The sequence below is a fragment of the Labrenzia sp. C1B70 genome, assembly GCF_000475395.1.
GTDB lineage: Bacteria > Pseudomonadota > Alphaproteobacteria > Rhizobiales > Stappiaceae > Roseibium > Roseibium algicola.
In genome coordinates, this window is sequence record NZ_AXCE01000008.1 from 189,839 (window position 1) to 215,797 (window position 25,959).

The following is a 25,959-nucleotide window of genomic DNA, read 5'->3' on the forward strand; positions in this document are numbered from 1 at the left end:
AAGCGACATAAATTTCAAGCCCCGCAGAAGTCGAACTTGACGCGCGCCTTTCAGCGCCCTTGTTATGGGGTTCGGTATTGTCTGACAAATCACAAGAGAATCGGTTTCGGACGATCCGGGGGAGAGGACGCGCACACAATGACGCAACCAAGGCTTCTGCTTTGCGATTGCCTGAATACACAGGCTATTGACGCCGGGCTTATCGAACAGGCGACGGGACTGCCCTGTTCGAAAATCCACACGCAACTTTGCCGCGGCGAAGCAGCGCAGGCTGCCGAAGCGCTTCAGGCGGGCAATGTCATCATTGCATGTCAGCAGGAACGCCAGGCATTCGAGGATCTGGCCGCAGACCTTGAAGCGGACGAACCTCTTTTTGTCGATCTGCGCGACCGAGCCGGTTGGACCGCTGACACCCGCAGCACGTCTCCCAAGATGGCCGCGCTGCTCGCCGAATCGATCTTGCCGACACCCGGTGCAAAGGTCGTGGACGTCACCTCGGAGGGCACCTGCCTCATCCTTGGCGACAGCGAAGCTGCGCTTACCGCGGCAGACCATCTTTGCGAGCTCCTGAGCGTTACAGTCATTCTCGACCCTGCCGACGAATTGCCTCTTGCCGACGACCGGCGGTTCGACATCGTGCGCGGCCGGGTGACAACAGCAACCGGTGCGCTTGGCCACTTCAAGGTCGGTTTCGATGCCCTGCAGGAACGCATTCCCGGCGGGCGGGGCGCGTTCAACTGGACAGACCCCAAGAGCGGTGGGCGCACGGAATGCGACATCGTTCTGGACCTCCGCCGGGGGCAGCCGCTCTTTCCCGCACCGGAAAAACGGGAAGGCTACCTGCGCGCAGACCCGGGCAATACGGGCGCGTTCACCAAGGTGCTTCTGGATGCCTCACAACTTGTCGGCACCTTCGAAAAGCCGCTCTACGTTCGTCTGGACGAGCAGCTCTGCGCTCACTCCAGGGCCCGCAAAACAGGCTGCACGCGCTGTCTGGATCTTTGCCCAACCGGTGCCATCAGCCCTGGCGGCGACAGTGTTGCGGTCGATACGATGGTCTGCGCCGGCTGTGGAAGCTGTTCGGCGGTCTGTCCGTCCGGTGCCATCAGCTACGATGCTCCTCCAGTCAGCCACACCTTCCAGCGACTGCAAACGCTGGCGGCAACCTGGCGCAAGCTCAGCTCCGACGCACCGCGCCTGCTCGTTCACGACAGCAGCCACGGCGCAGAACTGATCCGCCTGGGCGCGCGCTACGGCAAGGGGTTGCCGGCGGACGTCATCCCGCTGGAGATGGAAGCCATCGCCAGTTTCGGCCATACGGAAAGCTTGGCAGCACTTGCCTGCGGCTTCGCCGACGTGACCATGTTGCTATCACCAGCCACGGAAAAGGAAGGCATGCCCTTCCAGACTGAACTTTCCAATGCGATCGCCGGCGAAGACCGCGTCTGCCTCATCACCCCGTCAGATCCGGACGAGCTGGAAGAAATACTCTACCGCGAACAGTCTCCGGTGACCGCGAAGCAGCCGATCCTGCCCCTTGGCTCCCGCCGGCAAATCACGCGCCTTGCCGCCAAAACGCTCAACGAGCCGGGCAAGGTCATCCCGCTTCCTGAAGGAGCCCCCTATGGCTCGGTTGTCCTTGACCAGGACGCCTGCACGCTGTGCCTGTCCTGCGTGTCGCTCTGCCCGTCCGGCGCCCTGAAGGAAAACCCCGATGCGCCGCAGCTGCGCTTTCAGGAGGATGCCTGCCTGCAGTGCGGCATCTGCACGACAATCTGCCCGGAAAAGGCCCTGACACTGGATCCGAGGCTGGATCTTTCGGACGACGCATTGCGCGCCAGGGTGCTGAAGGAAGAAGAACCGTTCAACTGTGTTGAATGCGGCAAGCCATTCGGTGTCCGGTCAACAGTGATGAGACTGACGGAAAAGCTCGCCGGCAAACACGCCATGTTCCAGGACAACAAGGCCATACAGCTCATACAGATGTGCGACGACTGCCGCGTGAACGCCGTCTACCATTCGGAAAACAACCCGTTCGCCTCTGCCGAGCGCCCACGTGTTCGCACGACGGACGACTACATCAGCAAGCGGCGCGATCATTGAACCGCATGAGACAAGATCACTGGTACTGTATGGGGGCTCCGAGGTCGGCCGGCGGAATGCGGGAAACGAACGCAAGGATCGCTTCGAGTTCTTCAAGCGTCATCTGCACCGGCACGATTGGCGATGGCCGGCTAATGTCGAAGGGTTCGGTAACGCCGTCGATCACCGTGAAAGCGGGATGCGGATTGAGGGCAAAAAACGCCTCGAACCGCATTTGCCAGTCGGAGAAACTGCGCATCACCGCGAAGGAAGGCGATGAACCGATGGTCGTAAGGCGCGTCGCCTCGTTGACCATATGGCACCGTCCGCAATGGAGAACGGCCAGTTCCTCACCCCGGATCGCATCGCCGGACAGGACGACCGGACCGTCGTCCTCCACCTGTTCGAGCGCTGCGGTGAACACCTGCTTGCCGTCCTCCTCGAAAGCATCAACCGTGCGCCTGCCGATGTCCCCGGTCAGCCAGTCCCGAAAGCGGATCGCGTGTTCGTTGGTTTCCTCATGGGTCATGAGGAACCAGGTCTTGCCAAGTCCGGAGAACACGGCAACCCCGGAAGTGCCTTCCGAAAGACTGAGTTCGGAGGTTTCCGTGTCACCCACGATTTCGATGCGGATCCCGGTCTTGAGCGAAAAGCGCGGCAGCAGATACTGGAGGAAGCCGGTTTCCGCAATCGCGTTCGGCACGCCCATCCGGAAAGACCGCGATTGCGCGATCCCCGGTTTATGGAACAGGATGCCGGCCGACAGGGCAACGGCAAGAAATATCAAGGCACGGCAGCCCACGCGCTCCTCCCTCACGTTGCTGGCCAGATCCGCTAGGGTAGGTTTCAATCGGGCGAGCCGTCAATGTGCGCCGCATTCAACAGGAGAATAAGATGAGCGAAGATTTCAACATGTCCATGCGCAAGTTCCTGAAGCAGGTCGGCGTGACCTCGCAGCAGGCGATCGAAAATGCGGTGCGCGAAGCAGGCCCGAATGCGGGAAAATCCTTCAAGGTGAAAGCTGTCGTGACGATCGAGGAACTCGGTCTCGAGCACGTGGTCACCGGCGAAATTGAGGGGCAGGACTAACGTGTCACTGACGCGCGAAACCGCCCTGTCGGTTCTGAAGACGATCAAGGATCCGGCCTCCGGCGAGGACATTGCCGCCTCGGGCATGATGCGGGCACTGCAGGTCAATGGCGGTACGGTCCGCTTCGTTCTGGAGATCGACCCGCGGCGCATGGCCGAGATGGAAGTTCTGAAAAGCGAGGCGGAAACGAAGCTTGAAGCGCTGGAAGGCTGCGAAAGCGTTCAGGTGATCCTGACGTCCCATGCGGACCAGCCGGCCGCACAGGCCGCCAAACCCGCAGCGCCCAAACCGTCCGAACCGCAGCCGATCCGGGCGAAACCGGCGGCACCGGGCACAACCGGGCCGCAGAAGGTGCCTGGCATCGACCGGGTGATCGCGGTTGCCTCGGGCAAGGGCGGCGTCGGCAAGTCGACCGTGGCTGCCAATCTTGCCTGTGCGCTGGCCGCCGAAGGCCGCAAGGTGGGTCTGCTGGATGCCGATGTCTATGGTCCGTCGCAGCCCAAGATGCTTGGCATCTCCGGCCGGCCGACCTCGCCGGATGGCCAGATGATCCTGCCGCTGCGCAACCACGGCGTCACCATGATGTCCATCGGCCTGATGACATCTGGCGACGAGGCAGTTGCCTGGCGCGGGCCGATGCTGATGGGTGCTCTGCAGCAGATGATGACCCAGGTGCAATGGGGCGCGCTCGATGCGCTGATCGTCGATCTGCCGCCCGGCACCGGCGATGTCCAGATGACACTTTGCCAGAAGTTCGCCGTCGACGGCGCCATCATCGTTTCGACACCGCAGGACGTTGCCCTGATCGATGCCCGCAAGGGCATCAGCATGTTCAACCAGATGCAGGTTCCGCTTATCGGCATGATCGAGAACATGTCGACCCACATCTGCTCCAACTGCGGTCATGAGGAACACGTCTTTGGCCATGGCGGCGTTGCTGCGGAAGCGGAAAAGCTCGGGGTTCCCCTGTTGGCCGAGGTGCCGCTGCATCTCAACATCCGCCTTGCCGGCGATGGCGGCACGCCGATTTCGATCAAGACACCTGAAGCGCCGGAAGCTTCCGTGTTCCGTCAGCTCGCCCGAACCTTGATCGCGGAGGGCAACGCATGAGCGAAGTGCAGTTTCCGCCGCTGTTTCAGGGCGAGGCACTGACCGGACAGGCAGATCCCTTCGAACGTGCATTGGCGCTTGCCATCACCGGCACGGATCCCGGAACAGTCATCTACAACCTTGGCGGGGAACGTCTGCGGGCAGCTCTGATCTTTGCACCGGAAGTCCCGCTGGAGGAGGCCATGGCCATCCTGCCCGTGTGCGGTCTCGGTATTCAGGCGGCCCTCGGCACGCTCGCCCCGCCGGAGGTGGCAGTCCACCTGGAATGGGATGGCCGGATTCGCGTCAACGGCGCGGTCTGCGCGCGCATGCGCGTCAAGGCGTCTACGCAGGATCCCGAGGCAACCCCGGACTGGCTGATCCTCGGCCTGGAACTCAGCATGACAAGCCGGAAATCAAACCCAGGCAAGGATCCTGACCGAACCTGGTTGTCCGAAGAAGGCTGCGGCGAGATTACCCCCGACCAGCTTCTGGAGTGCTGGGTGCGCCATAGCCTTTACTGGCTCAATCGCTGGCTGGACGACGGCCCGCGCCCCGTCCATTCCGACTGGCGCGGTCTTGTTCCGACGCTGGGTGAAACGGTGGAGGTTGACGGAACCTCCGGCACTTTCGTCGGTGTCGATGAAAATTTTGGTATGTTGCTGAGAACGGGTGAGGACACGACCTTGATCCCGCTTTCCAGCCGTCTTGAGGGATAACCGGATGAAACTCGCTCGTGCCATTCACCTGGATGACAGCGACCGCAACGTCTTCTTTTCCCCGGCTCGTACCGGCGAATGGTGCCTGTCCGGCGGCTTCGAGTTTTCCGACTGGACCGAAGCCGACCTGACCGGAAAGGCACGTCAGGCCTTTGCCAACGGCTGGCTGGGGCTGGAAACCTTCGGCAGAGCAACCTTCGTTGCCGTCACCCCGATCGAAGAGGCCGAGCTTGCCACCCTCGCCGAGCGGCTTGCTCAGCATTTTGTCGACATTTACGGCGCACCTTCCGTGGAGGCGGCGCTTGGTGTTGCCCGTCAGGAGCTGGCCTATATGGAAGAGCTTTGCGAGGAGCATCCGGAAAACACGCTGATCGCCGTTCAGCGCGACCTGACCGAAGACGGTGTGCGGGAAGCCTTCAGAACCATTGCCGCGCCGGAAGCAAAACTGGATATGGTCGCCGTCCACGGCGACATCGAATAGCACCCGACCTGCCAGCCGGATGCCGTTCTGGAGCCGGCCACTTGCTGCTACGTTCAAGACACGGTTGCTTAACCAAGAAGTTTCAACAAACCCGCATTACACGTCGTTAAGTTGATCTCTCAGGTGCGTTTCGCGCATCATGCATATGCTTGTTTTGATTTCAGTATCTCCCCAAGGAATTTGCATATGCCCCGGCACACACTCTCCCGCCGTCTGTTTCTCGGCACTGCGACCGCTGCACTGACTACACTGCCGCTGCGTGGGTTTGCGCAGGAGCTTTCTCCCGCCCAGACTCCAGGTGTTGAAGCCTCGCCCGAGCAGATTGCAAATGCAGTCGCCGAGCTTGACGCAATCGTGGCCGACGTGATGACGCGCAGCAAAATCCCGGGACTGGCCGTTGCCGCCGTTCATCGGGGCGAAACCGTCTATTCCAAGGGCTTCGGCGTGCGCCGCCTTGGCGGACCGGAAACCATCACACCGGACACCGTGTTTCAGCTTGCGTCCCTCTCCAAACCGGTGGGAGCGACCGTCGTTGCGAGCCAGGTCAGCAAGGGCGTCGTCGGCTGGGACAGCAGGATGCGCGAACTGTTGCCCTGGTTCGAATTGTCCGATCCCGACCGCACCGAAAAGCTGACCATAGGTGACCTCTACAGCCATCGCTCCGGTCTGCCGGACCACGCCGGCGACGATCTGGAAGACCTGGGTTACGACCGCAAGGAAATCCTGGAGAGATTGAAGCTTCTGCCGCTGGCACCTTTCCGGATTTCCTATGCCTATACCAACTTCGGCCTGACAGCCGCCGCGGAGGCCGTTGCCGAGGCTGCCGGCACCGACTGGAGCAGCCTTTCGGAAGAAGCGCTCTACAGGCCACTCGGCATGACGTCGACCAGCTCACGCTTTGCCGACTACATGGCAGCAAGCAACCGCGCCATACCACACAGCCGCGACGGCGACGGCTTTGCTCCGCTCTACCAGCGCAAGCCCGATGCCCAGTCGCCGGCAGGTGGCGTCAGTTCGACCGCCAACGATCTGGCCATCTGGCTGAAGATGCTCCTTGCAGACGGTGCCCACGCGGGAACTCCGCTTATCGCACCCGAGGCGCTTCTGTCGGCCATCAGCCCGCAAAGCTTTTCGGATCGCCCCCACAGCCCCGATGCCAGGTCCGGCTTTTACGGTTACGGTTTCAATGTCGGCACTGATCCGTCCGGCCGTGTCCGGATCGGCCATTCCGGCGCATTCCTGCTGGGCGCGGGCACCTGCTTTGCGATGATCCCCTCGCTTGACCTGGGCATAGTCGTCCTCACCAATGCAGCCCCTGTCGGGGCAGCCGAAGCCATCACGGCCTCTTTCACCGACCTGGCACAGCTCGGCCACATCACCCGGGACTGGTACGGCGGATATTCGAGCAGGTTCGAAGGTTTCTACACCAAACGTGGCAGCACTGTCGGTCAGAACCGCCCGGCAGATGCTGGCCCGACGCCTCCGCAAGATCTTCTCACCGGCACCTATTCCAACCCGTATTTCGGCAAGGTCGAGATCAAGGCAGACGGCGACAAGCTGGTGCTGATGGCAGGACCGAAACAGATCCCCTTCCCGCTGAAGCCCTGGAACGGGCCGGTAATGGTGTTCGATTTCGTCACCGAGAACGCGCCCGACGGATCCCGTTCGACGCTCGTCTTTGGCGATGAATCATCCGGTCCGGCCAAGTCGCTCGAGATCGAACTCTTCAGCGAGACGGGTCCAGCGCTGTTCGAACGGGTCTGACGTCACACCGGCGCGGCGGGTTTCACAGGTGAAACTCGCCCGTCAACCGCAAGGCCGCATACCCACCGACAGAAACACCGGTGACTTCGCCGCCAGCCGTGTTCAGCACTGTTCTGACGATGCTTGGACGACCCATCTCGAAGCCCTGCTCCGCGACCAGGACTGCCTGCCCGCCATTACCAGGCAGAAGTTTTTGCGCCCGGAACAATTGGCAGGCCAGCGCACCGTTGGTGGTGCCGCTCGCCGCCTCTTCCGGATCGCCGACACCGTGGCAGAGATCCCGCAGGCGAACCTTAGCCTTGCCCAGACCACGCCCTGTCCGGCACCAGATGCCTATCGTGTCGATCGACCGTGCCTGGCTGAAACGGCGCAGCCCGTCATCATCCGGACGAAGGGTTGCCAGAGCATCGGTATCTGCCACTTCGATGAAAACATGCCGAAGGGCTGTCGAGGACGCCGCAACGCTGAGAATACCAGCCGGTTCCATGCCGAGCAGCGGAGCTATCTCGTCCGCGGTTGCCTCGTTCAATCCGAACTTCGGCAAAGGCTGGTGCATGGTGATGGCACCGTCCGAGGCGACATCAACACCGATTTCCCCCGCGGGTGTTTCCTGAACATAGCTTCCAGGCCCAATCCGCCCGTCGGCCAGCAACGCGGCAAAAATCGCAACGGTAACATGGCCGCACATATCCATTTCCGCCCGGGTCGAGTGAAACCGGACCTCGATCCTCTTGTCGGACTTCTGGCGGACAAAACCCGTGGTCGGGGCACCGATATCCGCAGCGATCCGCTGACGCGCGTCCGGCCACAGCGGCGTATCCTCAAAAACAACGCCGCCGATGTTGCCACCTCGCTCATCGGCAGCAAAAGCGGCATAGAGGCGGACGGGCAACTTATCCATTTCGGCATTCTCACATTGTCGGCGCAGCAAAGAGGGCGCATCCGATCATGCAAGAGGAGGTGTAGCAACAGCGCCGTCGCGTTATCCAAAGATTGGAAACAGCCGCTGTCAGGCGTCAATTTTTCATCACGAATTCGTCACGCAGGACCCTCGCCATTTTATTTCCATGTGATCGCATTCAGAGCCAAGTATCTGCCAGCAGAAGAGACAATCTCAGGAAAGTGATCCCGTCATGAATACGACTTCCAGCCAGGCCCAGACTGCCGGCACCCTGCCCGCCCTGAGTTTTCATACGCTCGGTCTGATGTTCATCTCGGGCTTCTTTGCGACCAACGCGTTCGACCTCTGGGGCCAGATCATCAGTCCAGCTTTGGGTTTCGCGACCCTTTCACCGCACGGCCTCGCCAAAAGCCTGCTTGGCAGCCTGGGTCTTCCGAACGGCGACTTCGGCGGATATTTCGTCCATTTCTACGCCGTCGGACTGATCGGCTACCCTGTCGGCTGGATGTTCATCTTCGCGCCGTTGTGGCAGCGCGTGGTCGGCAACACCCATTGGCTCCTGCCGTCGGCAATTTACGGTTTCGGTCTCTGGGTCTTCGCCATCGGCGGCATCACATCGGTCGCCGGCCTGCCTTTCTTCCTGAACTTCAGTGGCATCGTCTGGGTCGCCCTCGTTGGCCATGTTCTCTACGGCATCGTGCTTGTGGCAGTGCTGAAGCTGATCGAACGCAGCCAGGGCGCTTCATCCTGACACCTTGAGACGACCGGCAGCCTCCCACCCCCGAAAGCACGGGAGGCTGCAGTCCACATGAGCAAAAAGCTCGATCGTGTCCCCGGCCAGGCCGTCAGTTTGCCGCCTTCAAATCTTCCCGGAAAGCCTCAACAATCATCTTGGCCATCTGATCGTGCAGCTCGGCACGAGACCTGCCGCCACCATCGGTGCACAGGCTGTCCGTCTCGCCGATGGATTTCATGAACGCAATCGCGTCTTCCTTGCACACGGGCAGGAAGCTGAAATGAACGGCATCCTCGATGTGATCCAGATCGGCGTCTGGCGCAGCAGCGGCCAGATGCGCAGAACGCACACCGACATCGATCTGCCCTGCCACGCCAAGATTGAGGAAATGCAGCGGCACACCGACGCCCGCGAAGCTTTGCTCCTGAAAAGCAGCCGCCAGCGCCGGATCGACAGCAATAACAGACTTGATCCGGGCATCATGGCTCTTTTGTTCGAAAAGAACCTTGTCGACCGTCCGCAGATCAAACGGCTCGACCTTGATTTCCTCCCTGTCGACAAACGCCCTGCCGCCCATGAACCATTGGCAGTCCGGCATCTGCGGATTGGTGTCGCAATAGTCGACATAAGCCTCCAGGCTTGCCGTTGCACCCACGCTTTCCAGAACGGCAGCGCCGCCAAGGGAAAAACCGAGCGCCCCGATATTTCCTCGATCGATTGACGCCGACCAGTCGGGATCGGCAATCAACTTATCGATCACCACGGAAAGGTCGTCCGTTCTTTGCCAGAGCTTCGGCGTATCTTCCGGCGTGGAATCGCCGCTGGTGGTGCCGGGGTGATTTGCACCGGCGACAATAAAGCCTTCGCCGGCAAGTTCGCTCGCGATCCAGGCCATCTTTTCGACTGACGCTCCCGACCCGTGCGAGAGCACGATCAGCGGATACATCCCTTCCGCCCTTGCGGCATCGGCCAATGCTGGCGTGCCTTCGAAGATCCTATCATCGCCGATCAGCACCGCCTCCCCGCCCGGCTTGGCCGGGTACCAGACCAGAACAGTGAGATCCTCGCCTCTGGCTTTCGAATTTACCGAGATCTCGCGAACACCCACCGGCTCCTGGGCCTTGGCTGGTGTGGTGACGGCCAGCGTGAGAACCAGCGGCAAGAAAAGAGATTGTATTTTCATGAGGGGTCTTTCAGTCAGTGGAGCAATGACCGAATTCTTGCTAAGGCCGTGATGGAAAGCGTCCTCTTTCACGATTCAGTCATGCCGGATCGCGATAAAGGTCCCCGCCATCGCCCCATCGAGGTGCCTTGCCCGTGCTGTTTGTTCCCCTGCCCTTCGTCAACGCGTTGCTTCTGGCACTTGTCTTTGTGTTCCTGAAGAAAAGCAACGGAGCAACAGCCACACGCGCCTTCCTGATGCTGATTGCCCTGTGCTGCCTGCAATCCATCGTCCTGGGCCTGCGCTGGGGATATAACGTCGACGCTTTGCGCTTCGTACAGCCGCTGCTGGCCGCTCTGCTGCCCCCTCTTGCCTATGAGAGCTTTCGCGGTCTCGTCGATCAGGCCGCGCCCGGACGGTTTCGCCTGGCAGCGGCGCCACTGGCCGCACTCGTCATTCTGGGTCTGATGCTTGCGGCGCCTGTCTTGCTGGATAGTGCGCTGGTGCTGCTGTTCCTGGCCTATGCCGTGGCCCTGGCACGGATCGCCTGGCGCGGACCGGACGGCCTCGGACTTGCGCGTCTGGACGAAGCTGCCGCTGCCCACCGGGCCCTGTGGCTGGCCGCCTTCTGCCTGTGCCTGTCCGCCCTGTTCGATCTGGTGATCCTTTTCGATTTCGAACGCTCGGGCGGCAGCCATGCAGCCATTCTGGTCAGTAACGCAAATATAGTCAGCTTGCTGCTGATCGGTCTTGCCGCCCGCACGGCAGGCCATGCCCAGACGGAGACAAACACCGAGCCGGAACCCGCGGCCCAGACCGCCACCTCCGAAGACGCGGAAATCGTCGCGCGAGTCGACGCCCTGATGACGGCACAGCACCTTCATCGCGACGACACGCTCAACCTCTCAAGGCTGGCTCGCCGTGCCGGTCTGCCCGCCCGTCAGCTCTCGCAGGCCATCAACCGGGTGCGCGACATGAATGTCTCACGCTATGTGAACGATTTCAGGATCAAGGATGTCTGCACGCTGCTGCGCCAGGACGGCATCACGGTGACCGAGGCCATGTATCGCGCAGGTTTTTCGACCAAGTCGAATTTCAACCGCGAATTCCTGCGGGTGACCGGCATGACGCCGGATCAGTGGCGGAAGGCGGAGAGCCGCGATCTCGAACAGAAAGACCGAATGGCGCGCTGAGCGCCAGCAATGCACGCACCACCAACCTCATCCTGGGAACGATCAGAGCGACCTGAAGTGCAAAGGCTATGAGAGCGTGATCCGCGACGCAGCGAAGCGAAGACCAGGGATCGGAGAGCGTCAAAGCTGTCCGCGAACAATTCTGGGCCATCTGCAGGCCCCGCGGCACACCGGCCCGGCTTGGCTACGCTTGGCCGTGATTGCGAAAGATGGCCTGAAAAACAAAAAAAGGCGCACCGGTATCCGGTGCGCCTTCGAGGTCAAGGGGTCTTGCTTCAGACGGTACCCTGCTGAGCCTTGTCGAAGATTTCCAATGCGCCTTCCTTGGTCAGCGGAACCGGGTTGCCGCCTGCGGTCGGGTCGACAATCGCCATTTCGGCAATCAGGTCGCGCTTGCTGTCATCGACATTGAGACCGGCCAGCGTGTGCGGTACACCGAGGTCTTCACGCAGTTTCAGGATCGCATCGAGAACACCCTGATAACCGCCGGCGATGCCAAGGAAACCGGCAAGCCGCTCGAATTTCTGTTCGATGGCGGGTTTGTTGAACTGCAGCACGTACGGCATGAAGACCGCATTGGTCATGCCGTGGTGAGTGTCATAAAGCGCGCCGACCGGATGAGACAGCGAGTGGATCGCTCCGAGGCCCTTCTGGAAGGCAACAGCACCCATGGCGGCGGCGCTCATCAGGTGACCACGTGCTTCAAGATCGGACGCATCCGCAGCAACTTTCGGCAGGTTTTCAAACACCAGCCGCATGCCTTCAAGCGCGATGCCTTCGGACATCGGGTGATACATCGGTGCGGAATAGGCTTCCAGGCAATGTGCCAGAGCGTCCATGCCGGTGCCGACGGTGATGAAACGCGGCATGCCGACGGTCAGTTCCGGATCGCAGATCACGATGGCCGGCAGCATTTTCGGGTGGAAGATAACCTTCTTGGTGTGCGTCGCTTCGTTGGTGACAACACCCGCGCGGCCAACTTCCGAGCCGGTTCCGGCAGTGGTCGGCACCGCGACGATCGGCGCAATACCGGCCGGATCTGCACGGGTCCACCAGTCGCCGATATCTTCAAAGTCCCAAATTGGCCGGGTCTGGCCGGACATGAAGGCGATCAGCTTGCCTGCATCGAGGCCCGAACCGCCACCAAAAGCGATGACACCATCATGTCCACCGGCCTTGTAGGCGGCGACACCGGCAGCAATGTTGCTGTCGACCGGGTTCGGCTTGACGTCGGAAAAGACCGCAGCCTTAAGGCCGGCAGCTTCCAGGCTTGCAATCGCCTCTGCGACCATCGGCAGGCCGGCAAGGCCCGGGTCGGTGACCAGCAGCGGATTGGCCATGCCGGTGGCCTTGACTGCATCGGGAAGTTCCTTGATGCGGCCGGCACCGAAGCGAACGGAGGTCGGATAGGACCAATTGACGGAAGGAAGTGAGCTCATGGGTGTCTCGTTGTTTTGAAACTCAGGGTTCTGGTCGCTGCCACACCGACAAGGGAGGCAGTTACAAGTCTCGGCATTGCCTCTTGCACCCCTCTCCCCCCTTGCGGGGAGATGTCAGCGAAGCTGACAGAGGGGGGTGACTGGGCTCTGCGTGTATTCCGGTGCCTAGTTTGCCGAGGGGGTGGCACCCCCCCTCTGTCTCCTTGCGGAGACATCCCCCCCTCAAGGGGGGAGAGGGGAGCAAGCTCAATCACCCTGCCCGATTTGGGACTAGGAAACTGGGCTTGCTCGGTCGTTTGTCAAACCGGCCTCAATGCTCCAGACGGAAGTGGAAAGACTTCGGTCGGGTCAGGTTGTGGAAGCCGATTTCGGAAAGAGCCGCACCCTTGCCGGTGTCCTTGACGCCGGTCCAGACCAGCGCCGGGTCGAGATAGTCGCAGCGGTTCATGAACACGGTGCCGGTCTCGATCTTGTCGCCGATCTCTGCAGCGGCCTGAACGTCTTCGGTCCAGATCGATGCGGTGAGGCCATAGGGGCTGTCGTTCATGAACTGCAGCGCTTCCTCGTCGTCCTTCACCTTCATGATGCCGACGACCGGGCCGAAGCTTTCTTCGCGCATCACGGACATCTGGTGATTGACGTCCGTCAGCACCTGCGGCGCCAGGTAAGGCGTGCCTTCCTTGTCGGCTTCGAACTTGGAGGTATCGATGTGCGCCTTCGCGCCCTTGCGCAGAGCTTCTTGCGTCTGCTCGCGGATCCAGGCGGCAAAACGCGCCTGGGCCATCGGGCCCAGAGTGGTCGCTTCATCCAGCGGATTGCCAAGCTTGTACTGGCTGGTCAGATCGACAAAGCCTTCGACGAAGCGGTCGTAGAGGCTTTCATGCACATAGACGCGCTCAATGCCGCAGCAGCACTGGCCGGCATTGTAGAATGCACCATCGACCAGGTTCTCAACCGCATAGTTCAGGTCTGCATCAGCCCGCACATATGCCGGGTCCTTGCCGCCCAGTTCCAGACCAAGCGTCGCGAAGGTACCGGCCAGCGCCTTTTCGATGGCACGTCCGCCGCCGACGGAACCTGTGAAGTTGACATGGTCGATCAGACCGGAACCGAGCAGTTTTTCCGTGCCCTGGTGGGTCAGGACGATGTTCTGGAAAACGCCCTTCGGCAGACCGGCAATCTCGAAGGCCTTGGCGAGGCGCTCACCGACCAGAAGGGTCTGCGCGGCATGCTTCAGCACGACCACATTGCCTGCCATCAGCGCCGGCATGATGGTATTGATCGCCGTCATGAACGGATAGTTCCAAGGCGCGATCACCATGACGATGCCGAGCGGCACGCGGCGCAGGTAGCGCTTGAAGCCCGCCTTGTCGGTGCGCTCCACATCGGCCAGCGCTTCAGCAGCGATCTTCGCGCAATATTCGGTGCGCTCGATGGTACCGCCGAGTTCGCCACCGAAACGGATCGGCCGGCCCATCTGCCAGGCCAGTTCGGGCACGACTTCTTCGTTCATCGCCTTCAGCGCTTCCAGCGCCTTGAGGCAATAGGCAACGCGTTCGGCAACCGGCACGGCAGCCCAGCTTGCCTGTGCGGTCCGTGCGGTGGAAACCACCCGGTCGACCGCGGCCTCGTCCAGCGCCGTGCGTTCGGCATAGACCGAACCGTCGATGGGGGAAATCAGCTTGATGACATCTGACATTTTGAACCTCTCAGAACCGCCTCTACGGACGGTTTGTTGAAAGTGGTTGGCTCCGATTTCTTGTTTTTCAGCACCCACCTCCCTCATCCTGAGGAAGCGCGCGAGCGCTGTCTCGAAGGATGGGCCGCTTGTCCGGTGTGCCGCCCATCCTTCGAGACGGACCTAGAGGTCCTCCTCAGGATGAGGGGTAACCAAGCAGCTTGCCTTCTAGTGCTTCATCGCCTCTTACGCCCGCTCGAAGCCGCGGGCAATCTCGTAATCGGTGACCACGCGGTCGAACTCCTCCAGCTCCCATTCAGCGGCGCGGGAATAGTGGTCGATCACCTGGTCGGAGAAGGCTTCACGCAGGAATTTCGACTTGCGCAGGGTCTCGCGGGCCTCGCGCAAAGTGTGCGGAATTTCCCTCGCCTTCCTGGCGTCGTAGACGTCGCCGGTGGTCGGAGCGTCGAGTTCCAGCTTCTCTTCCATGCCCTTGATGCCGGCAGCGATCTGAACCGCCAGTGCCAGATAGGGATTGAGGTCGGAACCGCCGATGCGGCACTCGACGCGAAGGCCCTTGGTGCCTTCGCCGCAGAGCCGGAAGCCGGCGGTGCGGTTGTCAACCGACCACACGGTCTTGGTCGGCGCGAAGGTCCCCTTCTGGAACCGCTTGTAGCTGTTGATGTAGGGCGCCAGGAAATAGGTATAGTCCGGCGCATACTTGATGAGCCCGGCCATGTAGTGGCGCATGGTCTCGGACATGCCGTATTCACCCTTGGCATCCACGAAGACGTTGTTGCCGTCCTTGTCGAACATCGACTGGTGCACATGGGACGAAGACCCGACGCGGGAATGATGCCACTTGGCAAGGAACGACGCGGAACGCCCTTTTGCCCAGGCAATTTCCTTCACCGCATGCTTGGCGATGGTGTGATATTCGGCCGTGTCGAGTGCCGGTGCATACTTGATGTTGAGCTCTTCCTGCCCGGCTTCGGCTTCACCCTTGGTGTTCTCGACCGGGATGCCGGCGGCATAGAGGTGATTGCGCACCGGGCGCATCACATCCTCTTCCTTGGTGGTCTGCAGGATGTGGTAATCTTCGTTGTAACCGGAAATCGGCTCCAGATCGCGGTAGCCGCCCTTGCGCATATCCTCAAAGCTTTTCTCGAACAGGAAAAACTCCAGCTCGGTCGCCATGATCGGCGTCAGTCCAAGTTCCTCCAGACGCGCGACTTGCGATTTCAGCATCGCACGCGGGGAATGCGGCACTTCCTTGTGGGTGTGGTGATCGAGGACATCGCACATCACCATGGCCGTGCCTTCCAGCCACGGCACCCGCCGCAGGGAGGAAAGATCCGGTTTCATGACATAGTCGCCGTACCCGCCGGACCAGCTCGTCGCCGCATAGCCTTCGACCGTGTACATCTCCAGGTCGGTTGCCAGCAGATAGTTGCAGCAATGGGTCTCGTGATAGGCACTGTCGACGAAATGCTGGGCGTGGAAACGCTTGCCCATCAGCCGTCCCTGCATGTCGACGATACAGGTCAGCACCGTGTCGATCTCGCCGGATGAGACGAGAGACTTCAGTGCATCAAAGGTCAGGTTGCCAGGCATTTTACGGTTGTTCCAGGTTGAGCGGTCGAGAATTGAATTCCGGAAAATCCCGGTCCGGAGGGGTCGCTCCGGACCGGCAGATCTGACCGTGCCTGCCGATGGCCGGCACGGTCCGGGTTTCTATCAGGAATAGCGGTAAGGCCGGCCGGCCTTCTTCATGTCCTGATTGTACTTCTTGAAGATCTCCACGACCTTTGCCTTGGTCGGGGATTCAGCTGCGATCTCGTCCCAGAAGGCCATCGCGGCTTCTTCGACCGTTGCCCATTCTGCGTCCGGAATGGAGGTCAGCTCCATCTTGGTGCCGTTGACGCGCAGGTTGGCTTCACCGCCCCAGTACCACCACTGGCGATAGTAGTGCGACGCATCCATGGCAAGCTGCAGCATGGTCTTCAGGTGATCGGGAAGCTCGTTCCAGCGCTCCTGGTTGGCGAAGAACGAACCAGCCCACGCACCCGAGATGTTGTTGGTGAGGAAGTAGTTGGTCACATCCGCCCAGCCGACGGTGTAATCCTCGGTGATGCCCGACCAGGCAATGCCGTCGAGTTCGCCGGTCTGAACGGCAACCTCGATGTCTTCCCACGGCAGGGTGACCGGCACGACGCCGAACTGGCTCATGAAACGGCCGGCTGTCGGGAAGGTGAAGACGCGCTTGCCTTCAAGATCCTTCAGAGAACGGATCGGGTCCTTGGTGGCAAAGTGGCACGGATCCCAGGAACCTGCGGAAATGTGCTTCACGCCAACCTTGGCGTATTCCTCTTCCCAGATTTCCTTCAGGCCGTACTGGTTGAACAGCACCGGCACGTCGAGGGAATAACGGGAAGCGAACGGAAAGTAGCCACCGAAGACGGTGACTTCGGTCGGGGACGCCATGCTGTCGTCATCCGACTGAACGGCATCGATCGTGCCCTGCTGCATGGCGCGGAACAGTTCGCCCGTCGGCACCAGCTGATCGGCGGTGTAGAGCTCGATCACCATCTCGCCGTTGGCGGCCTTGTTGAAGGCATCGATATGCGGCTTGATCACGTGCTCGGCAAGCGCCGGACCGGCATAGGTCTGGAGGCGCCATTTGATCTGCGACTGGCCATGCACGGCCGGAGCCGCAAGGGTGGTCGCTCCGGCGGCGGCGGCAGTGCCGATACCGGCTTTTTTCAGAAACTCACGTCTGTTGGTCATCTCAAGTTCCCCTAAGTTTCACATTCAGCTAAAGCGGTGCGGCCGTTTTCCGGCTCTCGTAAGTCCGCGGTCCAACTCCGTTTTTCCTCCGGACGTTGTCTTCTTGTCCCGTTCCTCGCTACCTGCCGTAAACCAGATCCGGCAACCACAGGGCAATTTGCGGGAAAACCATGACGAGGACGAGCGCCAGGACCATCACCGCGACAAACGGCGTAATCGAGCCGTAGATGTCGCGCATGCTGATTTCCTTGGGCGCCATCGCCCGCATCAAGAATAGATTGTAGCCAAAGGGCGGTGTCATGTAGGCGATCTGCGTGGTGATCGTGTAGAGCACCCCGTACCAGATCAGAACTTCGCCCGCCGGCATGCCCAGATCAAGGCTTGCGACCAGAGGCACGTAAAGCGGTGCCACGATGACCAGCATCGCCGTATCGTCCAGGAAGGTGCCCATCACCAGGAAAGACAGCTGCATCAGGATCAGGATCATCCACGGCGACAGGCCGAGCTGTTCGGTGAAGAGGCTCTCGATGGCCTTGACCGCGCCCAGACCGTCAAACACCGCGCCGAACCCGAGGGCGGCAAGGATGATCCACATGAACATGCACGAAATGCCGAGCGTGTTCTTCAGGCAAAGCTTCAGGATATCCCAGGTCATCCGGCGACGGATGATGGCAGCCACCAGGGCGGCCAGAGCACCAATGGCCGAGCTTTCCACCAGGCTGGTGTAGCCCTTGACGAAGGGCACCATCATCACCGCAAAGATGATGATCGGCAGGATGCCTGCCAAAAGCAGATGATATTTCTCGTCCTTGGAGGCGTCGCGCTCTTCTTTCGTCAGCGCAGGGCCGAGTTCAGGTTGGATCTTGCAGCGGATCGCGATGTAGACGACGAACATGGCTGCCATCATCAGACCAGGAACGACTCCCGCCAGCCAGAGCTGGCCGACAGGAGCGCGCGCGATCATCGCATAAAGCACCAGCACCACGGACGGTGGCACCAGAATGCCAAGCGACGACCCGGCCTGGATTACCCCCGTGACCATCCGCTTGTCGTATTTTCGTTTCAGGAGTTCCGGCAAGGCGATGGTCGCACCGATGGCCATGCCGGCAACCGACAGACCGTTCATGGCGGAAATCAGGACCATCAGCAGGATCGTGCCAATAGCCAGACCGCCATTGAGCGGGCCCATCCACACGTGGAACATCTTGTAGAGGTCGTCGGCGATCTTGGTTTCCGACAGCACATAGCCCATGAAGATGAACATCGGCAGCGTCAGCAGCGGATACCACTTCATCAGCTTCATGGCCGCGGAGAAAGGAATGTCGCCACCGCCAGTGCCCCAAAGGGCCAGAGCGGCGATTGCGGCAATGCCACCGATAGCGCCGAAAACGCGCTGCCCCGTCAGGAGCATCAGCATCATCGACGAGAACATCAGGAGAGCAATCATCTCGTATGACATCAGAGCGTCTCTCCCTTGATCAGGGCGATATCCTTAATGAATTCCGAGACGGCCTGCAGCAGCATCAAAACAAATCCAATGATCATTATGAGTTTGACCGGCCAGAGATAGGGCCGCCAGGCCGTCGGGCTGCGCTCGATATAGCCGAGCTTTTCAGCTGCCGCGTCAGGACCACCGGTGATGAAGGAAACGAACAGGTCCCACCAGAAGCTGAGCGAGTCCTTGCCGAAATAGCCAAGCGAGTACGCCGTGGAATTCAGCGCGCCATAGAGCAGCACACCGAGATAGAACATCAGCAGCAGCACCGTGAAGGCATCGAACCAGGCCTTCTTCTTGGCGCTCCACTCGGCATAGAACAGATCCATGCGCACATTGGAGCCGAGCTGTATGGAATAGGGCCCGCCCAGAATGTAATAGGCAACCATCGCGAACTGGGCGACTTCCAGTGTCCAGAGCGATGGATTGAAGAAGGTCTTGGAGATCGACGACCACAGAAGGATCGCCGCCATGACGAAGACCCCCCACATGATTATCTTGCCGAGACCCCGATTGAAGCCGTCGACGATGCAGATATAGACGCGGGCCGCCTTAAGCATGGGCTTCTCCCTGCGTCTGCCCGCCAACGGCTTGCGCGGCGTGCTCCAGCAGGGGCGCCAGAAGATCGCTCCACTGCGCTTCTTCTGCCGAGGTCTTCACTTCGTCGTTGCGGATTTCAATCATCAGGCAAGGCAGCTTGCGATCCTCGCCGTGCCGACGGATTGTATAATAGACACCATCGGACGGAGCGTACGGTTCGTTGTCTCCAACGGTCAGGCCACACTTGGCCTTCAAGCCCTCCAGGACCGGATCGGCAAGACGCCGGTCCCTGTCGTAGATGAGGCCGATTTCCCAGGGACGGGACTGTCCCTTGTAGACCGGTGTGAACGAATGGATCGAGACCACCGCTGTCGGCAGCCCGCGGTCGAGCCGCTGGCTGATCACATTGTCGATGGCATCGTGAAACGGCCGATGCGCCAGGTTCAGACGGAAGGTCTTCTCATCGGCCGACAGGTCCTGGTTGCCCGCAATCCTGGTGGTTTCGCTAAGGCACGGGATCAGGTCGGCCCGGCTTTCCTCGCGATTGCAGTCGATGATCAGGCGCGAGACGGTGGTGTGCACCAGTGGCGCATCAAGGCTCTTGGCCAGCCCCCTGGCAACGCCGAGCGCTCCCGGGTCCCACGCGATATGCGCAATCTTGTCCGCATCGGTAATCCCGAGCGATGTATCGTAGGGGGGCGGAAAGAAGTTGGAAGCGTGATCGCAGACAAAAACGAAAGGCCCCGCTCCCTCCGCATTTTCAACGGCGACAGCCCGAGTCATTCCTCCGGTCTGGGGATTCGAACCCATTCCCTACTCCCTGAAAGATCGGCCCTGCATTTTGTAATGTTTATTACAGGATTGCCGACTTAACTAACTTCTGTAATATTTGATACGCAGATTGCAGCGGCTGTCAAATGAAATTCAGTGCCGCGGACCGTCATAAAGGCCGACGACCATGGAACGTCCTCTTCTGGAAGATATTCGCGACCGTCTGGACGAATTCACCGCCACGGAAAAGAAGGCGGCGCATGCGTTGTTGGCCAATTACCCGATGCAGGGACTGGGCACCGTCGCCCAGTTTGCAGAGGCCGCGGGGGTCAGTTCCCCCACCATCCTGCGCTTCGTCGGCCGCCTGGGCTTTCCCGGCTTCGCCGAGTTTCAGCGCAAGCTCCGCGGCGAACTGGAAAGCCAGCTGAATTCGCCACTCGCCCGCAGTGCCAACATGGAAGACGACCCGGTCGGCGACCCCCATGTCAGCCAGCTTCTGGAAAACGTGCGCGAGACCTTTGCCCATCTGCCGAAAGGCGAACTCACCGGCCTCGTCAAGCTGCTGTCGGACGAACGCAAGCATGTGCACCTGATCGGGGGCCGCTTTACCGATGGCCTTGCCCGTTACATGGCGGCGCATTTGCGGATCGTGCGAGCCAACGTCAATCACGTCGCCGGCCAGCAGGGCAACTGGCTGGACCAGCTCATCGGCATCGGTCCGAAGGACGTGGTCGTCGTTTTCGATATCCGGCGCTACCAGGCTGAAATCATCCAGTTTGCCGAAGCCGCCGCCCGACAGGGTGCGACCGTGGCCCTTGTCACCGATAGCTGGATGTCACCGGTCGGCCGCATCGCAACCTTCGTTCTGCCTGCCCGCGTCGCGGTCCCTTCCCCATGGGACTCCTCGCTGGCGCTCATGGCGATTGCCGAAGTGCTCATCACCGGCGTCACCCGTGAGAACCAGAAGCGGGCCCAGGAGCGCATGCGCGCACTGGAGAAATTGCGCAACGACATCGACCCCTCGACAGAAGGTCGCGCCATGGGGCCGGATATCTGAGCGGCCTGGAACCACTTGAAACCGTGAACAGTCGAAGATCGGTTCGCTCGCGGTGAGCGACTCACCTATACTCGCCCCATCACGGCCCTGCTGAAAGCCGAAGCGGGCCCCTGACAGAAGCTGCGCCAGCCGGTCTGGCAGGTCCCGAACCGGCAGGCCTGAACAGGGAGCGAGATCCATCGCAAGTGACGCGCCCCTAAAAGGTGCCGTGTTTCGGCCCGTCATCCGCTCAACACCAAGAGCCTTTATCCGCCGGGGTGACCGGCTGCTGGTGCAAGACAAGCGACACCCCGTCAAAGGCCGGTACTTCACTCTGCCCGGCGGCAAGCAGGACCCAGGCGAAACGCTTGAAGCCTGCCTGAAGCGCGAATGCGTGGAAGAAATCGGTGCCGCAATCACCGTGTCGCACCTGATGCATGTGGCGGAAGTTCATCGGCGCAAACAGGCCGCAAGAGAATATCAGCACCAGCTCGATTTCATTTTCGCCTGCAGCGTTGCCGAAGATTACCAACCGGTATTGGGACCACGCCCGGACCCCCATCAGGTCGGGACACGCTGGATAGGTTTCGACGAAGCTCAACAGCTACGTCCGCTTTATGTCACAAAACTGTTTTCACTTGGCTGTACGCGGGAGCCCGAAGTCTATCTCGGACCCCATAATGATTAATGCCCCAAAGACCATTCGGGAAAATCTCCGTTTTCTGTGCGCGGAAATCGATGGTCAGCTCATACAGCTTGAAGCCTTCTTCAAGGAACCGACGGCAGCGACGGCACGCCGGATCATGGACCGTGCCGGATACGCCCATAACCTGAAGAGCCGGATTCTTGCGGCCTGTGTCCAGCAGATGGCCGGAGCCAGAAAGAACGATCGCAAACATCTTACCCTGCGCAGCCTGGAGTTTGTAGCCACCGATCTTCAGCGCATCGCCAACCTGGTGCGCCAATCCTTGCGCCATGCAGAGCGCATCGAGACCTTTGTCACGCTCGAACCTGAACGTTATCCCGCGATCGTCAGTCGTGTCCGGCAAGGCGTCGCCCGCATCGAGGACGCCCTTCTCAGCAGGGACAGTGAAAAGGCCATAGAGATCGGCCAGCTCCAGAACAAGATCGAGGCTGACTACCGCAAGCTCTTCAAGGCCTACACACGCGACATGCGCAACCCGGACCGGTTGCCGGCCGACATCGCCAACAGCCTGCTGGTCGCCAGCGAATTTCAGCGCATGGGCGAATCTCTGCGGGCCATAAGCGAAGCGCTGATTTCCGCCAACATCGGACAGGCAGTCAATTTCGAACGCTATTTCGCCCTGCAAAGTCTGATGTCTGACCTGGACACGGCCAGCGACGATGTCACCATCGAAACGATTGCCGAAACCAGGTCGGGAAGTTCCATCTCCGCCATCAAGGACAAGAAGACCGAAACGGTTACGGCGGTCTTCAAGGATGGCGACAAGAGCAAGGTCAAGGAAGAGCGCCAGGGCGTGAAAAGCTGGCATTCCATCTATCCAGGCCTTGCCCCGAAAATCCTGTCCTACCGCAAACGCGACCAGTCGGCAGCGCTCCTGATCGAACATTTGCCTGGCCTGACCTTCGAGCACATCGTCCTGAACGAAGGCGACGCCCTGCGCAAACAGGCACTTGCCAGTCTTTCCCGCACGCTGAAAGACGTCTGGAAGCAGACGCGGACCGCAGAACCGGCGGATCTCGGCAGCATGCAGCAACTTGGCAAACGCCTTGGTGACGTCCGCAGGGTTCACCCGGAATTCAAGGAAACCGGTATCCATTTCGCGGGAGAGACCCTCCCCTCGCTCGACGCCCTGATCACCGAGGCAGCCGACCGCGAGGCAAGGGTAACCGCTCCCTTTTCCGTCTATATCCACGGCGACTTCAACGTCGACAACATCATCTACGACCCTGGTGAGAACCGGATCCACTTCGTCGATCTGCATCGCTCCCGCTACATGGACTACGTCCAGGACGTTTCCGTGTTCATGGTCTCGAATTACCGGCTTCAGGTGCTCGACAGGGAAACACGCCGGCGGATCAGCGATGTCTCTCTCGCATTCTACAAATCCGTAAGAACCTTCGCCCGCAAGCAGGGTGACGACACGTTCGAATATCGGCTTGCCCTTGGTCTTGCCCGGTCCTTTGCAACGTCGACGCGGTTCATTCTGGACAAGTCCCATGCCCGGCGCATGTGGCTACGTGCCCGCTACCTGATCGAACAGGCTCTTGCCTGCCCGCCTGGCGCCGAGGCCAGGTTCCGCCTGCAAATGAAGGAGATCTTCGTTGACTGACCTCAGGATCGGCGTTGTCGGCATCCCCGGCAAATGGTCGACGGAAGTTCTGGCGGACGCCCTGGAAGCACAAACAGGTTTTCGCTGCGTGGTCGACATGGCCGACGTCGTTCTGGATCTGGAAGCCAGGGCGCTGATGGCTGGGCAGATCGATCTTTGCAGCCTCGACGGCATCGTGGTCAAGAAGATCAGCCAGACCTACAGCCCCGCAACGCTGGACCGGCTGGAGATGTTGCGCCTTGCCGAGGCCAGCGGCACCAAGGTCTTTTCCAGCACAAGGTCCATTCTCGGCCTGGTCAACCGGCTGAGCTGCACCGTGACACTGGCCAATGCAGGCATTCCCATGCCAGCCACCTGCGTGAGCGAAAGCGAAGACGAAGCCCTGGCCGCCGTCCTGCGGTTCGGCAGTGCGGTGTTCAAGCCCCTGTTTTCGACAAAGGCCCGCGGCATGACGCTGATGGATGCCACTGAAGGCGAAACAGCCCTCCGGCACAAGATTGCCGCGTTCAAGGCCGACAATCCGGTGATGTACCTGCAGAAGAAGGTCAATCTTTCCGGCAGGGACCTCGGCATGGTTTTCCTCGGCGGATCCTATCTCGGCACCTATGCCCGCGTTGCCCAGACAAACAGCTGGAACACGACCATCCTTCACGGCGGCAAATACGAACCGTTCGAACCTGATGCCGACCTGATCGAACTGGCGCGCCGTGCGCAGGAACCGTTCGATCTCGACTTCACCACCGTGGATGTTGGCCTGACGGACAGCGGACCGGTCGTGTTCGAGGTCTCGGCCTTCGGTGGTTTCAAGGGAGCTCTGGAAGGCGCCGGCATCGACGCTGCCAAGCTTTACGCCAACCATGTAATTGAAAAGGTGCGCGGATGACCGGCATAACCGTCCAGGACGTTGTCGACGCTCTTTCCCCGGCTCGGGAAACGCGAAACTGCGATCCGGTGTGCCTCACGGTCGGCGGCCATGTGGTCGAGGCAAGATGCACCTCTTCGGCGCTTCTGGCCGAATTGCTGCGCTATTTCCAGCATGTGATTTCCGCGCCGAGCGAACCGGACAGGATCGTCCATGTGCTCGGATCCATGGAACTGCCCTTCGACCCGGAGTACACCGACTGGGAGCGGGAAACGGGAAAGTCCGGCCGCAAGGATGCGGTCTGCGACCTTGAAAACGGGCGCCTGATCCTGAAGGTCCGCACGGGTCTGCAGTTCCTGCAATCCCCCGACTGGGCGATCGCCTTTGGCCCTACGGACGATCACCCCAACCAGGTGATCAACTTCATCAACACCCAGTTTCTCAATCACTTCCAGCGGCAGGGGTGGGTCGCCTGTCATGCAGCGGCTGTCCGCACCCCCAACAGGGGGCTTGCGATATCGGGCCTTTCCGGCGGCGGCAAGTCCACCTCGATGTTGCGCATGATGGAGCTCACCGGCACGCAGTATGTCACCAACGACCGCCTTCTCGTGCGCAATGCCGGCAACAGCACCGATGCGCTCGGCATTCCGAAACTGCCGCGCATCAACCCGGGCACCATCGTCACCAACGCACGGCTGACCGGTCTTATCGACGAGGAACGCGAAGAGGAACTGCGCAACCTGGAACCGGACGAACTCTGGCACCTGGAAGAAAAATACGACCTCTTCATCGATGACATCTATGGCCCCGGGCGCATTTCCCACGATGCGCGCCTGACAGATTTCTGGGTGTTGAATTGGTCCCGCGACAGCGCCGACGCGACCGAAGTAAGCAAGACGGATCTGAAGGACCGGCCGGATCTTCTGTCCGCGATCATGAAGAACCCCGGCCCGTTCTACCAGACACCGCAAGGCCCGTTCTGGCCGATGAAAACACCGCTCGACACAGAGGCCTACCTGGGGGCGCTCGAAGGTGTTCAGGTGTGGGAAGTGAAGGGACTGATCGATTTCGACGCCCTGTTTGAAGCCGGTGCGGAGCTGCTGGGACAAACGCCATGACAGACCGCTTCGCCATCCTGGTGCGTCATGGCGCTTACAATCAAAAACCGGACACGCCGAGTGCCCTGCAGCCCTATGGCCTGACCGATGTAGGCAAGGTGCAGGCACAAGAACTTGGCGCCGAGATTGCAGACATCGCGCGGCAGGAAGGCTTCCGGCTGGCACCGGAGATCTTGTGCTCACGCCAGCTCAGAGCCTGGCAGACGGCAGCGCTTCTTGGCCAGTCGCTTGGTGAAGTCCTCCGATCGGACTTCACGATCACCGAGGATGAAGCTCTTGCCGAACGCAGTGTCGGTGCCCTTGCCAACCTCACCTTGCGGGAAATCGAGCAGGTGATAGCAGACGATCCACGCACCGCCTCGCTGCCGGGCGACTGGAAGTCGAACAGCCACCACAGACTGCCGGTTCAGGGCGCTGAGAGCCTGATGGAAGCCGGACAGCGGGTGGCTGCGTTCCTGGATCAGAAGATGACAGATCTGGATGACGAGGCAGGACCCGGTGCCCGGATCTTCGTCGGCCACGGCGCTTCCATACGACATGCCGCCCATTGCCTGGGTGTGCTGACGTTTGACCAGATCCGCCAGCTCAGCATGCACCACGCGCGCGCCGTCGTCCTGAAACTGGAGAGGGACGGCACCTGGGTGCACCACCGGGGTGACTGGAAACTGCGACAGCCACTTGAAACCGCAACGGATTGAACC

General features: G+C 60.6%; 24 protein-coding genes. 14 read left to right on the forward strand and 10 right to left on the reverse strand.

Annotation, left to right across the window (positions count from 1 at the left end):
- Window positions 1-138: 138 nt before the first annotated feature.
- The gene (locus tag Q666_RS44610; RefSeq protein WP_023003111.1) at window positions 139-2,103 is read left to right on the forward strand and encodes a 4Fe-4S binding protein; all 1,965 of its coding nucleotides are present in this window, start codon (window positions 139-141) and stop codon (window positions 2,101-2,103) included.
- Between the two features lie 16 nt (window positions 2,104-2,119).
- Here Q666_RS44610 and Q666_RS44615 read toward each other — a convergent pair whose 3' ends face one another.
- Window positions 2,120-2,884, reverse strand: a complete 765-nt coding sequence (locus Q666_RS44615) for a hypothetical protein (RefSeq protein WP_023003110.1) — start codon at window positions 2,882-2,884, stop codon at window positions 2,120-2,122.
- A gap of 92 nt (window positions 2,885-2,976) precedes the next feature.
- On the opposite strand from Q666_RS44615, the gene Q666_RS44620 reads away from it, so the two are divergent.
- The 5 genes from Q666_RS44620 (at window position 2,977) to Q666_RS44640 (ending at window position 7,225) form a co-directional block, all read left to right on the forward strand.
- Complete coding sequence (locus Q666_RS44620; RefSeq protein ID WP_023003109.1) at window positions 2,977-3,171, forward strand: DUF6494 family protein; 195 nt, start codon at window positions 2,977-2,979, stop codon at window positions 3,169-3,171.
- A gap of 1 nt (window position 3,172) precedes the next feature.
- Entirely contained in the window at window positions 3,173-4,282 is a 1,110-nt protein-coding gene (locus tag Q666_RS44625) for an Mrp/NBP35 family ATP-binding protein (protein ID WP_023003108.1), read from the forward strand.
- On the forward strand, window positions 4,279-4,980 hold the full coding sequence (locus Q666_RS44630; RefSeq protein WP_023003107.1) for a biotin/lipoate--protein ligase family protein: 702 nt from the start codon (window positions 4,279-4,281) through the stop codon (window positions 4,978-4,980). The genes Q666_RS44625 and Q666_RS44630 overlap by 4 nt, the downstream gene beginning before the upstream one ends.
- Window positions 4,981-4,984: 4 nt before the next feature.
- A complete protein-coding gene (locus Q666_RS44635) occupies window positions 4,985-5,461 on the forward strand; it encodes a DUF6505 family protein (protein ID WP_023003106.1) in 477 nt (158 codons plus the stop codon).
- Between the two features lie 186 nt (window positions 5,462-5,647).
- Window positions 5,648-7,225: a serine hydrolase gene (locus Q666_RS44640; protein WP_023003105.1), complete on the forward strand. Its 1,578-nt coding sequence runs from the start codon at window positions 5,648-5,650 to the stop codon at window positions 7,223-7,225.
- A 22-nt stretch (window positions 7,226-7,247) separates the two neighbouring features.
- On the opposite strand, the gene Q666_RS44645 is transcribed toward Q666_RS44640, so the two are convergent.
- On the reverse strand, window positions 7,248-8,126 hold the full coding sequence (locus Q666_RS44645; protein ID WP_023003104.1) for a PhzF family phenazine biosynthesis protein: 879 nt from the start codon (window positions 8,124-8,126) through the stop codon (window positions 7,248-7,250).
- Between the two features lie 232 nt (window positions 8,127-8,358).
- On the opposite strand from Q666_RS44645, the gene Q666_RS44650 reads away from it, so the two are divergent.
- On the forward strand, window positions 8,359-8,877 hold the full coding sequence (locus Q666_RS44650; RefSeq protein ID WP_023003103.1) for a hypothetical protein: 519 nt from the start codon (window positions 8,359-8,361) through the stop codon (window positions 8,875-8,877).
- Between the two features lie 94 nt (window positions 8,878-8,971).
- Here Q666_RS44650 and Q666_RS44655 read toward each other — a convergent pair whose 3' ends face one another.
- A complete protein-coding gene (locus Q666_RS44655) occupies window positions 8,972-10,045 on the reverse strand; it encodes an alpha/beta fold hydrolase (protein WP_023003102.1) in 1,074 nt (357 codons plus the stop codon).
- A gap of 134 nt (window positions 10,046-10,179) precedes the next feature.
- Between Q666_RS44655 and Q666_RS44660 the strand changes: the two genes are divergently transcribed.
- A complete protein-coding gene (locus Q666_RS44660; RefSeq protein WP_023003101.1) occupies window positions 10,180-11,217 on the forward strand; it encodes an AraC family transcriptional regulator in 1,038 nt (345 codons plus the stop codon).
- Between the two features lie 275 nt (window positions 11,218-11,492).
- Here Q666_RS44660 and Q666_RS44665 read toward each other — a convergent pair whose 3' ends face one another.
- From Q666_RS44665 to Q666_RS44695, 7 genes are all read right to left on the reverse strand, one after another.
- The gene (locus Q666_RS44665) at window positions 11,493-12,656 is read right to left on the reverse strand and encodes an iron-containing alcohol dehydrogenase (protein ID WP_023003100.1); all 1,164 of its coding nucleotides are present in this window, start codon (window positions 12,654-12,656) and stop codon (window positions 11,493-11,495) included.
- A gap of 310 nt (window positions 12,657-12,966) precedes the next feature.
- Complete coding sequence (locus Q666_RS44670; RefSeq protein WP_023003099.1) at window positions 12,967-14,355, reverse strand: aldehyde dehydrogenase family protein; 1,389 nt, start codon at window positions 14,353-14,355, stop codon at window positions 12,967-12,969.
- 225 nt (window positions 14,356-14,580) lie between these two features.
- Window positions 14,581-15,948 (reverse strand): glutamine synthetase family protein, encoded by a 1,368-nt coding sequence (locus Q666_RS44675; protein ID WP_023003098.1) that lies wholly within the window; start codon window positions 15,946-15,948, stop codon window positions 14,581-14,583.
- Between the two features lie 123 nt (window positions 15,949-16,071).
- Window positions 16,072-17,121 (reverse strand): TRAP transporter substrate-binding protein, encoded by a 1,050-nt coding sequence (locus Q666_RS44680; RefSeq protein WP_023003097.1) that lies wholly within the window; start codon window positions 17,119-17,121, stop codon window positions 16,072-16,074.
- A gap of 118 nt (window positions 17,122-17,239) precedes the next feature.
- Window positions 17,240-18,580, reverse strand: a complete 1,341-nt coding sequence (locus Q666_RS44685; protein WP_023003096.1) for a TRAP transporter large permease subunit — start codon at window positions 18,578-18,580, stop codon at window positions 17,240-17,242.
- Window positions 18,580-19,176, reverse strand: coding sequence for a TRAP transporter small permease subunit (locus Q666_RS44690; protein ID WP_023003095.1), 597 nt, complete (start codon window positions 19,174-19,176; stop codon window positions 18,580-18,582). Before Q666_RS44690 ends, Q666_RS44685 begins: the two co-directional genes overlap by 1 nt.
- Window positions 19,169-19,966, reverse strand: a complete 798-nt coding sequence (locus tag Q666_RS44695) for an N-formylglutamate amidohydrolase (RefSeq protein ID WP_023003094.1) — start codon at window positions 19,964-19,966, stop codon at window positions 19,169-19,171. The genes Q666_RS44690 and Q666_RS44695 overlap by 8 nt, the downstream gene beginning before the upstream one ends.
- 148 nt (window positions 19,967-20,114) lie before the next feature.
- Between Q666_RS44695 and Q666_RS44700 the strand changes: the two genes are divergently transcribed.
- From Q666_RS44700 to Q666_RS44725, 6 genes are all read left to right on the forward strand, one after another.
- Entirely contained in the window at window positions 20,115-20,984 is an 870-nt protein-coding gene (locus Q666_RS44700; protein WP_023003093.1) for a MurR/RpiR family transcriptional regulator, read from the forward strand.
- Window positions 20,985-21,255: 271 nt separating this feature from the next.
- Complete coding sequence (locus Q666_RS66925; RefSeq protein ID WP_353608043.1) at window positions 21,256-21,651, forward strand: NUDIX domain-containing protein; 396 nt, start codon at window positions 21,256-21,258, stop codon at window positions 21,649-21,651.
- Entirely contained in the window at window positions 21,644-23,278 is a 1,635-nt protein-coding gene (locus tag Q666_RS44710; protein WP_023003091.1) for a phosphotransferase, read from the forward strand. The genes Q666_RS66925 and Q666_RS44710 overlap by 8 nt, the downstream gene beginning before the upstream one ends.
- Window positions 23,271-24,161: a GAK system ATP-grasp enzyme gene (locus Q666_RS44715; RefSeq protein WP_023003090.1), complete on the forward strand. Its 891-nt coding sequence runs from the start codon at window positions 23,271-23,273 to the stop codon at window positions 24,159-24,161. Before Q666_RS44710 ends, Q666_RS44715 begins: the two co-directional genes overlap by 8 nt.
- Window positions 24,158-25,258 carry an HprK-related kinase B gene (locus tag Q666_RS44720; RefSeq protein ID WP_023003089.1) on the forward strand — a complete coding sequence of 367 codons (1,101 nt, stop codon included), beginning with the start codon at window positions 24,158-24,160 and terminating at the stop codon, window positions 25,256-25,258. The genes Q666_RS44715 and Q666_RS44720 overlap by 4 nt, the downstream gene beginning before the upstream one ends.
- Window positions 25,255-25,956 carry a histidine phosphatase family protein gene (locus Q666_RS44725; protein WP_023003088.1) on the forward strand — a complete coding sequence of 234 codons (702 nt, stop codon included), beginning with the start codon at window positions 25,255-25,257 and terminating at the stop codon, window positions 25,954-25,956. Before Q666_RS44720 ends, Q666_RS44725 begins: the two co-directional genes overlap by 4 nt.
- Window positions 25,957-25,959: the final 3 nt, after the last annotated feature.

Coding starts and splice junctions, on each gene's coding strand:
- Q666_RS44665 (WP_023003100.1), bottom strand. CDS start 12,656: ATGAGCTCACTTCCTTCCGTCAATTGGTCCTATCCGACCTCCGTTCGC.
- Q666_RS44620 (WP_023003109.1), top strand. CDS start 2,977: ATGAGCGAAGATTTCAACATGTCCATGCGCAAGTTCCTGAAGCAGGTC.
- Q666_RS44685 (WP_023003096.1), bottom strand. CDS start 18,580: ATGTCATACGAGATGATTGCTCTCCTGATGTTCTCGTCGATGATGCTG.
- Q666_RS44720 (WP_023003089.1), top strand. CDS start 24,158: ATGACCGGCATAACCGTCCAGGACGTTGTCGACGCTCTTTCCCCGGCT.
- Q666_RS44645 (WP_023003104.1), bottom strand. CDS start 8,126: ATGGATAAGTTGCCCGTCCGCCTCTATGCCGCTTTTGCTGCCGATGAG.
- Q666_RS44630 (WP_023003107.1), top strand. CDS start 4,279: ATGAGCGAAGTGCAGTTTCCGCCGCTGTTTCAGGGCGAGGCACTGACC.
- Q666_RS44635 (WP_023003106.1), top strand. CDS start 4,985: ATGAAACTCGCTCGTGCCATTCACCTGGATGACAGCGACCGCAACGTC.
- Q666_RS44710 (WP_023003091.1), top strand. CDS start 21,644: ATGATTAATGCCCCAAAGACCATTCGGGAAAATCTCCGTTTTCTGTGC.
- Q666_RS44640 (WP_023003105.1), top strand. CDS start 5,648: ATGCCCCGGCACACACTCTCCCGCCGTCTGTTTCTCGGCACTGCGACC.
- Q666_RS44675 (WP_023003098.1), bottom strand. CDS start 15,948: ATGCCTGGCAACCTGACCTTTGATGCACTGAAGTCTCTCGTCTCATCC.
- Q666_RS44670 (WP_023003099.1), bottom strand. CDS start 14,355: ATGTCAGATGTCATCAAGCTGATTTCCCCCATCGACGGTTCGGTCTAT.
- Q666_RS44695 (WP_023003094.1), bottom strand. CDS start 19,966: ATGGGTTCGAATCCCCAGACCGGAGGAATGACTCGGGCTGTCGCCGTT.
- Q666_RS44690 (WP_023003095.1), bottom strand. CDS start 19,176: ATGCTTAAGGCGGCCCGCGTCTATATCTGCATCGTCGACGGCTTCAAT.
- Q666_RS44610 (WP_023003111.1), top strand. CDS start 139: ATGACGCAACCAAGGCTTCTGCTTTGCGATTGCCTGAATACACAGGCT.
- Q666_RS44700 (WP_023003093.1), top strand. CDS start 20,115: ATGGAACGTCCTCTTCTGGAAGATATTCGCGACCGTCTGGACGAATTC.
- Q666_RS44680 (WP_023003097.1), bottom strand. CDS start 17,121: ATGACCAACAGACGTGAGTTTCTGAAAAAAGCCGGTATCGGCACTGCC.
- Q666_RS44725 (WP_023003088.1), top strand. CDS start 25,255: ATGACAGACCGCTTCGCCATCCTGGTGCGTCATGGCGCTTACAATCAA.
- Q666_RS44655 (WP_023003102.1), bottom strand. CDS start 10,045: ATGAAAATACAATCTCTTTTCTTGCCGCTGGTTCTCACGCTGGCCGTC.
- Q666_RS44650 (WP_023003103.1), top strand. CDS start 8,359: ATGAATACGACTTCCAGCCAGGCCCAGACTGCCGGCACCCTGCCCGCC.